Origin of the sequence: Helicobacter bilis ATCC 51630, assembly GCF_000686565.1 — a bacterium.
GTDB lineage: Bacteria > Campylobacterota > Campylobacteria > Campylobacterales > Helicobacteraceae > Helicobacter_A > Helicobacter_A bilis.
This window is the reverse complement of the sequence record NZ_JMKW01000052.1, coordinates 1-14,757: the sequence shown is the minus strand read 5'-3', so window position 1 is coordinate 14,757 and position 14,757 is coordinate 1. Positions and strand designations below refer to the sequence as shown.

The following is a 14,757-nucleotide window of genomic DNA, read 5'->3' as shown; positions in this document are numbered from 1 at the left end:
AGTGGTTATTGATAATTTGTCCTACTTTATCTGCACTACTCTCTATAGCTGTTTCACTTGATGTCTCACTACCTATTGTGCCGTAGTTGTCTATCCGTGCGTAGCTTTCAGTGAAATTAACCTTTTTGATTGTAGCACCACCAGCATTTTGAAAGTGTGCAAAGTTAGATTCTGTAGCAGCTGTGCCACCACCTAGTTTTACTTCAGCATCTATTTTTCCATTATTTGCAATGCTTGAAGCATTTGTGCCACTCAAAGTAACTCCAGCGGAAATTGTGCCATTATTTGTAATATCTGTTACGCCACTTGCTGTGATAGTTCCTTCAATCTTGCCATTATTTGTAAGGTTAAATTGTCCTGTGGTTGTTGTAGCTGATTTGATAGTGCCATTTTCTTCATTTTTGATAGTCAAGCCACCAGCAGCACCTGTTATAGCCCCTGTTTCTATTGTGCCGCTATTATTGACTGTAACAGCCCCTTCAGCACCAGTGATTGCACCCGTGATTTTACCTTTATTATTGATTGTAGTGATTGACTGCTTAGCTTCTATCGCACCACTCCATTCAGATTCTGCATGGGCGTTGTTTATTGTGAGTTTTTTATTATCTCCCTTTGCACTTGCCCCTGTTACTTTTTTACTCCATTTTGCTGCTGCTTCAGCTGTGCCATTCTCGATGACAAGCTCACCCTCATACGCTTGGGCGTCAATCTCTGCATTCCATGAGTTGCTTCCGCCCACTTTATTTGTGATTGTGATTGTTGGATTTTTATTTGTCGTATCAATGGTGAGTTTTTTATCCCCAGAATCCCCACCAATTTTGTTTGCATTGTTTATAATGGTTGTTGTGTTGCTGCCTAGTGTCTGTTCCGCTGTGAATTTGGCGTTTTGTCCAAATGTTAATTCTGCTTCATCATGATTATTCTTAAGGGCATTAGCGGCAATATCGTTATTTACTTCTTTAGCAAATAAAGGGTTAGTTACCCCCCCCCCATAGTGTAAGGGCTGCTACTATACTCACTTTAGCTAGTGTATTTGCCTTAGCTAGTGTGCTTGCTTTTGCTGTTGTGTTGCCTTGTGCCTGTGCCATTATGTCATGTTGTAGTATTGACATACTATCTCCTTAAAATCTAAAGTAAATGAAGTGCAAATTCTAGCATAAAAAAGTTGAATTTTTGTTTTTTTTTTTTTGTAAATGTGGCGGTTTTATGGATTTTTGCTTTTTTTTGTTTATTAATCTTAGAGTTTGTAGGGGATATTTCGTTGCGCTCAACATGACAAAAAAAAAGGGGGGGGGGTAATATGACGATTAAAGATGTTTTGTTTTCGCTTAGTATGACAATGTTAAAGGGTAACATAGTAAGAGATTCGTTTAGATTCTATGTTAGATGTTTCGCTTCGCTCAACATGACAAAAAAAGTAATATGACTAGAGTACATGACTTCATCTCAAACTTCACTCACTTTAATATCTGGATGGATATCTCTTTGCAGAGTAGCTAATATCGCATTATGTAAAGTCGCATTTTTACTAGGACAACCACTACATGCACCATGAAAACGCACAAAGACACACGCATTTTTGATTTCTACAATCTCAATATCACCGCCATCTTTTAGCAGTATAGGACGCACACTATTTATACTTTGTCGCACGGGGGCTAAAAGCTCGGTATCGCTAAATGGAAACATATCTATCCTTGTATTAAATCTATCAATCTTTATTTTGTTGAGCAGCAAAAGAGAGCTTTACATATATAGCTAATGCGATGAGAAGTATTGCTACACCTAAGATAAGCCATACTGCATATATGAGCTTTTCTGGTGAATCAATGCTAAATTTAAATACAAGCATTAAGGCTTCAATCGCTAAAGCTACGATAATAGAGCCTAGAAATCGTATCATTGTCCTATGGACTGTGTAGGTTTTCTGCCCGGTATTTTTTCCTAATACTTCCTCTTCAAAAATGGCTTTTACTAGGTCAAATATAGCAAGGGCTAGGGTTAGGAGTATGGTAGATTCAAAAATATCTTCTACTTTAAAATCGCTAAATTGTAATAAGTCTTCTGACCATAGCTTCACGATACCCTTTACAATCAAAATGATTGAAACAAAGGCAAGTGAAACGGAACATAAAAAGTACATGGCAATGCTAAAGTTAGAAAAGATTCCAAAAAATAGGCTAGGGGAGCTAATCTTTATGGCATCACGCAAATGAATGTCAATGCAGACAACAAAAAGCAATTCGTGGGATTCATTATACACGGGATAAGCAGCGGTTACGACAAGATCGCCATCAATCCTTGATGGATAGGGGTTTGTGATGATACATCGTCTCTCTTCTATGGCTTCATAGAAATACGCACGATTAGAAAAATTCTTATTTTCATTTGGCAATGCACCATCTGGCTGCAAAACATCGCTTAGCTGCGTGCCGTTTTTATCTAAAATATACATGGAATCAAAGACTTTTATCTCATCTTTAATGCGTGTAAGCCCTTCTAATACGCTTTCAAAGCTTGGATTTGGCATAAAGTTTTTAATATTTTGTGTAAAAAGATAAACCATGTATGCGCGCACTTCATAACGCACTTTTGAATAGGTTACAATATCGCGTGAAAGCATTGTTTTCCTTACTGAATTAGATTCTGTTTGTGTGGTATTCTAGCATAAAAGCAAATGTTTTTATGAAAGCTAGAATCTAAAATTAGTTTTATAAATATTTAGCTAGGTTTTTAGTGTTATTTTGGTGGGCTTTTTACTCTATTATGATTTACATGCTAGAATACTGGCTTATTTTATTTTGGAGTATGAAGTATGAAAAAGAAAATTGCGGCTTTTATAGCTTTGAGTTTAAGTGTAAATCTAGCAAATGCAAGTAAAATCACTGATATGATACAAAAGCAAACAGGACAAGCTACAACGATACTAAAAGAGCAAGCCCTAAGTCAAGATAGTAATCTTAAGCTTTTAACGCTAAAGGATAGCTCAAGCGGGTATAAGGTGCTTGCGGTTACAAATAAACAAGAGAGCATTTTTCTGCCTATTACACAAGCATTTTTTACAAACAATGATAAAGATAGGGAATTAGTCGTCCAAGAGTTTCAATCCATAACAAACTATAATATGACTTTCAAAACACAAGCAGCAGTGAAAAAAGAGATAGCAAAACTACCGCAAGAATACATTGTAAGCCTTAAAGGTAAGACTAGCAAAAAAGTATTCTACATTATCTCTGACCCACTTTGTCCGCATTGTCAAGAAGAGTTGAAGCATTTAGATGAGAGGTTAAAACAAGGTGATGTGAAAATGATACCTGTTGGCGGCATGGGAGTAGAGTCAGCAAATAAAGTAGCTGAACTCTATGAAAAACTAAAGACTGCAAAGACAGATTCTGAAAAAATCGCTTTGCTAAAAAAAGCTTATGATACAAATTATAAAGCCCCAACTGCAAAAGATGCAACGCGAACAAAAGTGCAAGAAGTCGTCCGCTCTCTCATGGGTAAGGGCAAGGCTGAAGGCACACCTTACATTATAGAAGAGGATTTATAGTTTTGCAAATTGGAGTTGTTGATTATGGCGTTGGCAATATCGCAAATGTCATGCGTTGCTTGGAGTATGTAGCTAGGACGGAATCTATTAAGCGTGTTAGCACACATAAGGACATACAAGCATGTGATAAGATTGTATTGCCCGGTGTAGGGGCATTTGGCAGTGCGATGGAGCATTTGAGTGCAAGGGATTTAGATAAATCTTTGTGTGAATATGCAAAAAGCGGTCGTTATATGCTTGGAATCTGTCTTGGCATGCAGCTACTTTTTGAGAAAAGCTATGAGTTTGGCGAATATAAAGGGCTTGGCTTAGTGGAGGGCTTTGTCGCACCTTTTGGCTCAAAAGACTCAATAGAGTGGCATATAAAAACGAATATGGGATTTAATGATATAGAATCTAAAGGGCTAGATTCTACAAAGTCATATCCTACACCCAATAATCACTTAATAGAGATAGAATCTAGATTCTATAAAGTTTGCACCCTTGCACCCTGCACCCACCCAAATGGTAGAGAATCTAGATTCGACACAAGATGCACCCCAAGCCCTGCACCCACCCATTTGGTAGAGAATCTAGAATCTATTTACACAAACATTCAAACCCTTTATACAACAAACAATAACAAAGCACAGAATACGCATTTAAAAATACCTCATATAGGTTGGAATAAAAACTTTATCAAAAAGCCACATAATTTATGTGCTTCTATGAAAGATTCTTTTTACTTGTATTTTGTGCATAGCTATCATGTGTGCTGTGATACTCGCTTTATCATTGCTGCTTGTGATTATGGAATCTCATTTCCTAGCATTATCGGCAAAGAGAATATCTTAGGCATACAGCCACACCCAGAAAGAAGTCATGAAATGGGCTTTAAACTCATGCGTGATTTCTTGCAACTTCGCTAATATTAGTCAAAACATGCAAAGCTATATCCTATCTATGCAGATACCAAACTATGTGATTGATATCTTAAAGATTCTAGAATCTCATGGTTTTGAAGCCTATATTGTAGGTGGTTGTGTGCGTGATAGTCTGCTTGGTTTGTCGCCAAAAGATTGGGATATTACAAGCAATGCAGAGCCTATGCAAACACAGCAGCTTTTTAGCATATATGCTGAATCTTTTGAAGTTATCCCTATTGGTTTAAAATATGGCACTTTGGGGATTAGGGATAAAAAGATGGGGAATCTTGTCGAAATTACGACATATCGCTTTGAAAGCGAGTATAAAGATGGGAGACGACCTGAATGCATACAATTTGCAAAAACTCTGCAAGAGGATTTATCTCGCAGGGATTTTAGCATAAATGCCCTTGCGTGTAAAATGCTACATAAAGATATTAAGACAGAAGAGCATGTTGTACTATGGGCGGATGCAGGGCTTAGAGTGCAAAATAGTAAAAATCTAGAATCTAGCGATTGTCATATTAAGCAAAGCGAAATATCTAACACTTTAGAATCTAAAATGGACTTTTCAACTACGACTCAAAACGACAAGAATCTAGATTCTATAAAGTTTGCACCCTTACATCCTGCACCTACCCATTTGGTAGAGAATCTGGATTCCAAAAATTCTGCAACTCATTCAAGTATCAATATGCAACTCTTTGACTATCATAACGGAATCAAGCACTTATGTGAGAGAAAAATCGCATGTGTAGGCAACGCACAAGAAAGATTTTTAGAAGATTCTCTGCGTATTATGAGAGCCATTCGCTTTGCTTCTGTTTTGCCGTTTTCCTTTCAGCTTAGTAGCCAGACAAAAGAAGCGGTATTTCTACTTACTCAAAAACTATCGCTTATTGCAAATGAACGCATACAGATAGAATTTACAAAGCTTTTATGCGGACAATACGCACATAGAATCTTATCTATATACAAAAGTGTATTTTTCTTTATCTTACCGCCTTTAAAGATTCTAAACGCAATGCAGTTAAATCATAATTTTGAAGCACTAAGCATTGCACCAAAAAATATTATCTTGCGACTTTCTCTATTATTCTGCCCCCTGCCTTATGCAAAGGATATATACAAAAATAGGGAAAAATTGCAAAAATATTTGTGTGATTATCAAGCTATTTGCAAACAATTGCATTTTGATAACAAAACGATACAAAGAAGTCAAACACTTTTGCAACTACTTTGTAATACAGAGATTTTCACAGCACAAAATAGCAAAACAGCACTCAAATATCTACTCTCACAGCATGATATAGAGATAATATCACAACTCATGCTATTATATGTAGTCTTGCAGAAAACACATGAAGCATTGGGTGAATCTAGCCCAAAAGATTCTATGTTGCCAGAAACGCCACCATATAGCAAAGAACAACTATATGCTATAACAAAAGATTTAAATGAGATTATCATAAATAAGGAATGCTATAAACTCTCTCAACTAAACATTAATGGCAACGCATTACAAGATATTGCAAAATCTATGGGGATTTCACTACAAGGCAAACAAATCGGCATACTTTTAACAAAGCTGTTATATGCGGTTATAGAAGAAGAGATACCAAATACTTTTCATTCATTAGAGAGTAGGGCAAGGTTTTATATTGCAAGATTGTAGAATCTTATTTGTCCTATTTTAAAGCCATGCAATCTTAAAACAACTTTGTTATAATTTTTCACAATACACATTATATAAGGCTAAAAAATCACAATAAGGAATATCATGGAAGTCATACTTGCAGATAAATATGGATTTTGTTTTGGTGTGAAAAGAGCTATAAAAATCACAGAAAAAATCGCACAAAACAACCCAAACACACTCACACTAGGACCGCTTATACACAATCCGCTTGAAATCAGCCGTTTAGAGAAAAACTTTGGCGTAAAAGTGCAAGAAGATATTACAAAGCTAGGCGATAGTAAAAGCGTGATTATCCGCACACATGGCATCACAAAACAGAATCTAGAAATCTTGCAAACAAAGGGCGTTAGCATTACCGATGCGACTTGTCCCTTTGTTACAAAGCCACAGCAGATTGTAGAAAAGATGAGTAATGATGGGTATAATATTGTGATTTTTGGAGATTCTAATCACCCCGAAGTGCGTAGCGTGATGAGCTATAGTGTGAAAACACCCATTGTTGTGAGTGATTTAGAATCCTTACAGCAAATAAAAAAGATTCCAAAAAAAGTAGCAGTCGTATCACAAACCACAAAGCAAATAGAGCAATTCCTACAAATCGTGAAGTATCTTGTCAGTAATGCCATGGAAGTGCGAGTGTTTAACACAATATGCAATGCGACTTTTGAGAATCAAGAGGCAACAAGGACGCTTAGTCAAAAGGCTGATATTATGATTATTGTCGGCGGCAAAACCTCATCGAATACAAAGCAGCTTTTCTATATCGCACAGAATCATTGCAAGGATAGCTATCTAGTCGAAGATGAAAACGACATCAAACAAGAATGGTTTGCAGGTAAAAAAATATGTGGAATAAGCGCTGGGGCTAGCACACCAAATTGGGTTATAAAAAATGTAGAAAATGCGATAAAGAGTCTTGTGTGATTGATACTATTTTAACGAATGCTAACTGCGATATATAGCAGTATTATCGTGGTTTATTCGCAAGTAAATTTTTTAACCCAATTTGCACGGCACCGCCTTCTAAAATGGCTTGGACTTCAAAGGCTATGGGCGTGTAGAGATTGTGCTTTTTGCTGATTTGCACGATTGATTTTGCACTATATACGCCTTCTGCTACTTCGCCTAACTCGTTTAGAATCTCATCTAGTGATTTATTGCTAGCAAGTCCAAAGCCTACGCGATAGTTCCTTGACATTGTGGAATTTGAAGTAAGAAACAAATCCCCACTACCAGATAATCCCAAAAAAGTTTCTTGCTTCGCACCAAAAAATGCACCAAAACGCGCCATCTCAACAAGCCCACGAGAAAGCAGTGATGCCTTAGCATTATTCCCAAGTCCTAGTCCATCACAAATCCCACCAGCAATGGCGATAACATTTTTATATGCCCCTGCGATTTCAGCGCCTATAACATCATTTTGCACATAGGTTTTAATGAAATCAGGGAAGCATTGTGCGTATCTTTTGCTCAAGTTTTCATTGCTTGAGTGTATCACTAACGCACAAGGAAGCCCTTTCATCACTTCTTTAGCAAAGCTAGGTCCGGCAAGATAGCACATAGAATCTGCTTTGAAATACTGCTCTAAAATCTCATTGACAAAAGCCCCACTGCCTTGCTCTATCCCCTTACTTGCTACAAGGATTTGCATATCATTACGCACAGATTCTAAAAAACTTGCCTTCTGCATAAACTCTCGTAAAAAAGCACTTGCAATGGCGATCACACAAAGTGGGTTCTTAGAATTTTTATAGTGTGTTATAAAGTCATCATAGCTAAGTTGATAGGGGGTAGTATTAGAATCTTGTGTAATATCACTGCCATATTGTGTGAGATTTAGCTTTCGCCTTGATAATACAAAAACACGATTTTTTTGACTAAACGCATGAGCTAGGGCAAATCCCCAAGCACCGCCACCAAATACAAATATATCCTGCATTATATGAATCTCTCCCACACCATTTGATTATTTGGTCCCTAACTCTAGCATTAAATGCTTGTTGTTTATAATCTCTATTTCTCTTTTTAATCGCATTCTTTCTTCATATAATAGCTCTTTTTCAGCATTTAGCCTTGCAATTTCTCGACTTGTGTAATAAATATTATTAGAAATAAAAATCTTTGGGATAAAAATAGCCATAATGACAGACAGAATGAAACACGCTATAAGAAGATTAAATCTCCCTATACCCTCCCTTTTTTCATCAAAGGTTACAAGCTCTTCCTTTTCGTCATTTGATATACGCATATCAAGATCGCTTACCTCCAAAGTGTCTTCTATGATACCTTGCTGCATTGTGGAATCTTGCTTGTTAATGGAGTAAGGCACACAAGCCTACCTATGCAAGTTGTGCGTTAAGCATCCAAATTGCTTTTTCTAAATGTGCTACTTGTGAATCTGCAAATCCTTGTGTTGTAGTGTCATTCTCTTTTGCTGCCACTTCTGAAAGTTTTTTAAAGTTTTTTAGGAAATATTTGTAATCTTCTAAAACGGATTCTAATACATCTTTTGACTTAAAACTAGTTTTGCTTTCTTCTTTAATCTTTGCTTTATCAAGCACTTCTTTTAGCGTTACATACGGAGTGTCGCCAAGCTGTATGATTCTCTCTGCTAGAGCATCAAAGATTTCTGCGAATTGATTATAAATCTCTTCTGTTGCCGCATGGACTTGTGGAAAATCTTTGCCTTTTACATTCCAGTGGTAATTGTGAGTTTTTGTAAAGAAAACTAATGAATCTGCCTGAAGTTGCTTTAAAATCTTTATCTGTTCCATGAAACACCTCTCAAAATAAAATAATATTGAGAGTTTAGCATATCTTTAATAACTTTTATCTTTGTTTCAAGTTTTTTATAAAAAATTCCGCTAAAGCCCTTGCCTCTTGTCTAAAAGCAAGGATAGATTCTAAAGTGTTTGGAGTCTTTATATCTTTCATTTTCTCTAATGCCTGCATACTTACTTCTGCTAGTGCGTAAAAGGGAAGTTTTTCTTGCAGGAAATATTGCTGGACTAATTCATTACTAGCATTTAGGGCTATGCCTAAATGTGGCTTTTCTAGTAAAAGATCTTTATACGCCCATAATGGATAGCGATCTGTCTGTATTTTTTGAAAACTTATTTTTACAAAGTCATTTATGCTAAGTGGGGTTATACAAAAGCTACTTTGAGCCTTGAATCTATCCATACCATAAGCAAGGGGCAAACACATATCCGCATGACTTACACTAGCATTTAATGAATTATCGCTAGATTCTATAAAAGCATGCACAAGGGAGCTTCTCTCAATAAAAGCATGAATGTTTTTTGTATCAAAAAGCCAATAAGCCTCTAAAATCTCATAAAGCTTATTTACAAGTGTTGCTGAATCTATTGTGATTTTCTGCCCCATACTCCATGTTGGATGTTTCAATACATCGCTTAGTGTAGCGTATGGAATCTTTTCTAGTGGAAAATCTCTTAAAGCCCCACCAGAAGCGGTAATATAGAGATTCTTAAAAGCTTTGTAATGCGTAATATTTGACTGCTTTTTGGAATCTAAAATTGCTAGTAAAGACCACAAACTAAAATGTTCGCTATCAATGGGGAAAATATGCTCTAGCATGTAGTTTCTTGTATTAGATTCTGTATGCTTAGAATCTTTAGTAGATACTAAGTTTTGCATGATATTTTGCTTTATCAAATGTCCTGCGACTACTAAAGATTCCTTATTAGCAAGGATAAGTTCTTTTTGTAATGCAATAGCCTTGAGACTAAAGCTAAGACCAGCATAGCCTACCACCGCATTTAGAATCTTTTGTGATTTACATGCTTCAAGCATTTTGCAAATGCCCTCTTCGCCGACAAATACCTTGCTATCTTGTGGTTGCAACATATTAAGTTTTTTTTCATCAGCAATAGCTACAAACTTTGGCTTACACTCTCTAATCTGCTCATTAAACAATGCGATATTACTACCACACGCAAGGGCTTCAATCTTTATGTTAAATTGCTTTGCAACTTTTTGTGCGTTTATACCTATGCTACCAGTGCTACCTAATATAACCACGACATGCCTTTTTGCGAATTTTGCAATACAAAATTAAAGCAAAAAAAAATGAAATATGCAATATTGCTATACTATGATTTGTTATTGCAACCATGCTTTATAATTGATTGATATGCAAGTGAAACTATAAAAACTTAAGAAACTAGGAATAGTTCTATATCAAAAAAACTGAAACAAATTTATGTTATGTGTGGCCTTGAAACTAAAATGAGTAGATTATCATACATTTTAGTAGTATTCTGCTTATAGCTGTAAAAATAAATGAAGCATAGAATCTTATCTCATATACAAAATAAATGATGTGAGATAGGAAACCTTATGCGCAAATTCTATGTGTAAATAAGACCCAAAATTAGATTCTAAACTCTTGTCATATTTGCAAGTGTGGGCAAGAGCTTTGCTCGTGCGGGTGCGTAAGCACGAAATATCTCTTTTAGATTCTATGCTAGTATTTGCTACGCTCAATATGACAATTTGTTAAAGTTTCTAAAAGCGTTATTATAACAAGTAAAGCTTTAATGATATAGAATCTAGAATAAATAGATATGAAAAACACAAGACAACGATATATTCTTACACTCAAAGCCCCAAAGTTTTATAAAATCTAGTCTATACGCTATAAAATTTATTTATAAATGCTAGAATATTGCAGTTAAGTTTTTGTGATATATTGCAAGTTTGCGGAATGCAACAATGTTTTAAAAGTTTAGGAAGGTAATCATGGAAATAACTGAAAAGAAAAAAATGGGTGTGAGTGTCATGCTTGGCATAGGCTTTGGTGTGCTACTTCTTTTTACATGTATTATTGCAGTTATTAGTCTTATTAATGTGGATTATATTATTAAAAGTTTGCGTCAAATCAATGATGTTAATGCCCTAAAGCAAAGACATGCTATAGATTTTCGTGGTAGTGTGCATGATAGGTCTATTGCCATTAGAGATGTTGTATTAACAAGTAGTAGCAATAGTGCGGCACTTTCATACCTTGAGAAAGAAATAAACGCATTGCAAGATTTTTATATGAAAGCTGCAAATGGTATGGAAGAAGGCTTTTTAGCAAAAAATATGTTTGATAGTGAAGAGAGTCGCATTTATGCTTCTATCCGTCAAACGCGTATGAAAACCATGCCGATGATTGATAATATTATCGCTATGAAAAAGCGTGGGCAAAATGAGTTGGCAGAAAAAGAATTACAAGCGATTGCACCGCATTTTGTTACATGGTTAGCACAGATTAATGAGTTTATTAATTTAGAAGAGTCAAAGAATCAGAATCTTACAAAAGAGCTAAGAGATGCGGTAGATTCCTTTAAAGCAATATTATTTGTGCTAGTTGGGGCAAGTATTCTTTTTGGCGTATTGATTGCCTTATATATTGTGCGTAGCTTGTTAAACTCACTTGGTGGTGAGCCACATTCTGCATCTCGTGCGGTATCTCGCATAGCAAATGGTAATTTGCAAGAATGTGTAACTTTTAAGGGTGAGGGCAGTATGCTTGCGTCTATTTCAGCTATGCAGACACGATTAAAAGAGATTATACAAGCGGTTATGGAATCTTCAAATCAAATCAATGAAGCAACGCATAAAGTCGCACAAACTTCAAATGAAGCACAACAAGCCTCTACCATTCAAACGCAAAGCTCTTCAGTGATTGCTACAAAGATTAATGAGATGAATGAAGCTATTTCAGAGATTTCCAACGCGGCAAAGCTATCTGAACAAAATGCGTTAAAGAATGTGGAGCTATCGCTAGAGGGCGTAAAAGTGGTGAATACAACCGCAGAAGAGATAGGCAAGATGACTATGCTGATTAATGATTCAGCAAATAATATGCGAGGCTTACAACAGCAATCACTTGAGATTAGCAATAGCGCTAATCTTATCGCTGAAATTGCGGATCAGACTAACTTACTAGCATTAAATGCAGCAATTGAAGCAGCAAGAGCAGGGGAGCATGGCAGGGGCTTTGCAGTCGTAGCCGATGAGGTAAGGCGGCTTGCCGAACGCACGGCAGGTAGCACAAATGAGATTGTAAAGATTATCCAGTCAATCCAGCAAGGCATTGAAACTTCAGTAGAATCTATTGAAGTCATTGTGCCACAGATTGAAAAGGGACAAGAGCTTATCTCAAATTCTGTTTCACTGCTTAGTCAGATACAAGAACAAGCCCAAGATTCTCTCACAAAAGCCCAAGAAGTCGCACATTCATCAAGCCAACAAGAAGCCACAATGGAGAGTATCGCAAAAGATATGCAAAATATCTCTAATCTATCAGTAAGCACAGGACAATCATTGCAAAATACAAATGAAACCATTCATAAGCTAGAACAAATCTCTGATGGCTTAAAACAACACATGCAATATTTTAAGATATAGTTATTTATGGTATTTGCGTTGTGAGAGTTGGTTAAGTAGGGGGATCTAGAATACATAAAGTCTAATATGCTATAGCAAAAAAGATTCTTTGAAAGATGTGATTTACTCATTCATCAACCAAATACAGAATCAGGCTTTTCTGCCACCCTCTTTCAAAACAAAGAATTTGAATTATATATACAATATTATGAGTGAAATGATTATTGCGAAAAGATTCTATCTGTTTTTTGCATATTACCCTTGATACTTATGGAATATAAATAATCTAGAATACAATGTCAATCTTTAATACTTGCTATTTGTTTGGAGTTTTAGCTGTGCGAACATTTTTTAGAATCTTATATGCGGGGTGGCTTGGCTTTTGTGTGTTAGTGTTTATTTAATCCTTATCAATGGCGTATCAAGTTAGCTTTTTTGGAAGTCTTTTTATGACTTTTCTTTTAGCTATTACGCCTTATTGTTATTTTCTATGTATTTTTAAGATTCCAATTGATTTTGAAGTGTGGTGCATTCATCACAATCAAAATATGAATGATTTTATATTGTTTTTTAAAAAATATTGGTTGTATTATATTTTTCCTTTGTTATTTTTTGTTAGTTTCTTGTTGCTTAAAATAGATTTATCGCTTCTCTTATTCTTATTGCCATTTATTTGGCTCTATATCATTTTGTTTAAGAAAATGATATGTTTCATTGTGGATAAAATAAGGGGGCAATGCTTGCAAAAATGAAAGGTTATAATGAAAGACAAATTTCAATGGGGTAAATTTATCCTAGATTGCTTTGTTTGCTTTTGGTTAATGGTTATATCTGCTATTATATTCTCATATCCATTTGCGTTTATAGTCAGTGTGGTTTTAAAATTTATATTTGGCGTTAAGCATTTCTCTATAAAAATATGGTGCTTTGGTGATATGAGTGTAATTCTTTTAGCAGCATGTTTAGTTATCCCCATAATTATGATTTTCTTACATAAGAAAAATATTATAAAATATCAATTTTACAAAACAAGTTTCATAGTCTGCTATATGTTGTTAGCGTATCTTATACTTTTTATAGATTATACGCTACATTGCAATTTTGTGAAATAGCAATCTATACCACATAATGCAAGCAAGATTTCACGCATACTTACCAAATGGGTTGTATGACAAGAATTAAAAGAAAGTTGAAATTATAGCTGGGCGAGATTCTAACTCTTATTTTTTTTGTATAATCCTATATTTTAGATTAAAGAATAGATTATGGGATTTAGAAAAAAACTATGGGTAAAAATGTACTTTATCAATGATTTTGTGCACAGTGTCGCTTCTTTTTTCAGTAAAGTTGTGTGTGTTGTGAAACAAAACTATGACAATGGGAATTTAGAATTCGAACCACTCATGTTAAAAATGAGATAGCACATGGTATGGCAAAAAAGTTATTGTGAAAGCGGAAATCTACAATTTGAGACTCCATTTACAAGCGAAAAAAGAAGGTATGCAAAAAAAATATTATTTAAGCGGAGATATATCTGCAGAAATCCAATATACAAACGACAAGACAAATGGTGCTGTAAAGGTTTATTATAAAGAAAAGAGCTTATCTCGCAAGCAAATGCACAAAATAGAAAGCCTACTAGTGGAAAATGCTCTAGCAACAAAGCTTTTACGAGTGTGCATCTTACGAGATTAAATAATGAAATCATCAAGGTAGCTATGATGGTAATTACTGGCGTGATATATGTGAAAAATAAATAAAATTAGATTCTATACCGCTTTGGGCGGAGGCAGGGCTTAGGGCGCATTTACAAGATTTGAGTATATTATCCTTTTGACTACTCTTACCATTTGATTGCTAACCTTGCCATCACCAAAATCCCATTCAACTTCTACTAACTCAATAGAAGTAACAATATGAAATCCTATCACTTCATCAATAGCTATCACACTTTTAGTAGCATATATCTCTAAAATAGTCGTATCAAAGTCTGTATAAAATCCGTTATTTGCACCTTTTTCCACTCATCTGTATAATCACTGATTGGAGCTTCACCTATTGCTTTAAGTGCATTAACGGTAGTTTGCTGCATATCATAGCTTTTGAGTAAGTCTGGTTTATTTGCATTTGATAGGACATTTTGATAGCTATTACTGATTGATGTTTTTTGGCAATTTGCTTTATTTATCTGTGCATTATCATTG

At 35.3% G+C, this 14,757-nt stretch carries 14 protein-coding genes and 1 pseudogene; 5 read left to right on the top strand and 10 right to left on the bottom strand.

Features of this window, described 5'->3' with window-relative positions:
- The 4 genes from T368_RS13820 to T368_RS0109265 all read right to left on the bottom strand — a co-directional run.
- Nucleotides 1-739: hypothetical protein (locus tag T368_RS13820; RefSeq protein WP_034595213.1), on the bottom strand; the 739-nt coding region annotated here is incomplete at its 3' end.
- A 235-nt stretch (nt 740-974) separates the two neighbouring features.
- Nucleotides 975-1,112: a hypothetical protein gene (locus T368_RS16190; protein WP_169736168.1), complete on the bottom strand. Its 138-nt coding sequence runs from the start codon at nt 1,110-1,112 to the stop codon at nt 975-977.
- 334 nt (nt 1,113-1,446) lie between these two features.
- The gene (locus T368_RS0109270) at nt 1,447-1,689 is read right to left on the bottom strand and encodes a NifU family protein (protein WP_004086334.1); all 243 of its coding nucleotides are present in this window, start codon (nt 1,687-1,689) and stop codon (nt 1,447-1,449) included.
- A 22-nt stretch (nt 1,690-1,711) separates the two neighbouring features.
- A complete protein-coding gene (locus T368_RS0109265; protein WP_004086333.1) occupies nt 1,712-2,623 on the bottom strand; it encodes a PDC sensor domain-containing protein in 912 nt (303 codons plus the stop codon).
- A 192-nt stretch (nt 2,624-2,815) separates the two neighbouring features.
- On the opposite strand from T368_RS0109265, the gene T368_RS0109260 reads away from it, so the two are divergent.
- The 4 genes from T368_RS0109260 (at nt 2,816) to T368_RS0109245 (ending at nt 7,078) form a co-directional block, all read left to right on the top strand.
- A complete protein-coding gene (locus T368_RS0109260; protein WP_004086332.1) occupies nt 2,816-3,550 on the top strand; it encodes a hypothetical protein in 735 nt (244 codons plus the stop codon).
- Nucleotides 3,551-3,552: 2 nt separating this feature from the next.
- Nucleotides 3,553-4,458, top strand: coding sequence for a glutamine amidotransferase-related protein (locus T368_RS0109255; protein WP_004086324.1), 906 nt, complete (start codon nt 3,553-3,555; stop codon nt 4,456-4,458).
- The gene (locus T368_RS0109250; RefSeq protein ID WP_230455617.1) at nt 4,412-6,130 is read left to right on the top strand and encodes a CCA tRNA nucleotidyltransferase; all 1,719 of its coding nucleotides are present in this window, start codon (nt 4,412-4,414) and stop codon (nt 6,128-6,130) included. Before T368_RS0109255 ends, T368_RS0109250 begins: the two co-directional genes overlap by 47 nt.
- 105 nt (nt 6,131-6,235) lie before the next feature.
- Nucleotides 6,236-7,078 (top strand): 4-hydroxy-3-methylbut-2-enyl diphosphate reductase, encoded by an 843-nt coding sequence (locus T368_RS0109245; protein WP_004086319.1) that lies wholly within the window; start codon nt 6,236-6,238, stop codon nt 7,076-7,078.
- A gap of 43 nt (nt 7,079-7,121) precedes the next feature.
- Here T368_RS0109245 and T368_RS0109240 read toward each other — a convergent pair whose 3' ends face one another.
- The 4 genes from T368_RS0109240 to dxr are packed head-to-tail and all read right to left on the bottom strand — an operon-like array spanning nt 7,122 to nt 10,198.
- Nucleotides 7,122-8,093: an NAD(P)H-dependent glycerol-3-phosphate dehydrogenase gene (locus T368_RS0109240; RefSeq protein ID WP_004086318.1), complete on the bottom strand. Its 972-nt coding sequence runs from the start codon at nt 8,091-8,093 to the stop codon at nt 7,122-7,124.
- A gap of 27 nt (nt 8,094-8,120) precedes the next feature.
- A complete protein-coding gene (locus tag T368_RS0109235) occupies nt 8,121-8,450 on the bottom strand; it encodes a hypothetical protein (RefSeq protein WP_230455616.1) in 330 nt (109 codons plus the stop codon).
- 43 nt (nt 8,451-8,493) lie between these two features.
- On the bottom strand, nt 8,494-8,928 hold the full coding sequence (locus tag T368_RS0109230; protein ID WP_004086313.1) for a Dps family protein: 435 nt from the start codon (nt 8,926-8,928) through the stop codon (nt 8,494-8,496).
- A gap of 55 nt (nt 8,929-8,983) precedes the next feature.
- Nucleotides 8,984-10,198 (bottom strand): 1-deoxy-D-xylulose-5-phosphate reductoisomerase, encoded by a 1,215-nt coding sequence (gene dxr / locus T368_RS0109225; protein ID WP_004086311.1) that lies wholly within the window; start codon nt 10,196-10,198, stop codon nt 8,984-8,986.
- Nucleotides 10,199-10,918: 720 nt separating this feature from the next.
- Between dxr and T368_RS0109220 the strand changes: the two genes are divergently transcribed.
- A complete protein-coding gene (locus T368_RS0109220; RefSeq protein WP_027338449.1) occupies nt 10,919-12,574 on the top strand; it encodes a methyl-accepting chemotaxis protein in 1,656 nt (551 codons plus the stop codon).
- Nucleotides 12,575-14,349: 1,775 nt separating this feature from the next.
- Here T368_RS0109220 and T368_RS15010 read toward each other — a convergent pair.
- Both T368_RS15010 and T368_RS15925 read right to left on the bottom strand, forming a co-directional pair.
- Nucleotides 14,350-14,577: a hypothetical protein gene (locus tag T368_RS15010; protein WP_004086304.1), complete on the bottom strand. Its 228-nt coding sequence runs from the start codon at nt 14,575-14,577 to the stop codon at nt 14,350-14,352.
- Nucleotides 14,523-14,757 (bottom strand): annotated as a pseudogene (locus tag T368_RS15925) (hypothetical protein); the annotation flags it as partial. The gene T368_RS15010 and the pseudogene T368_RS15925, both read right to left, overlap by 55 nt.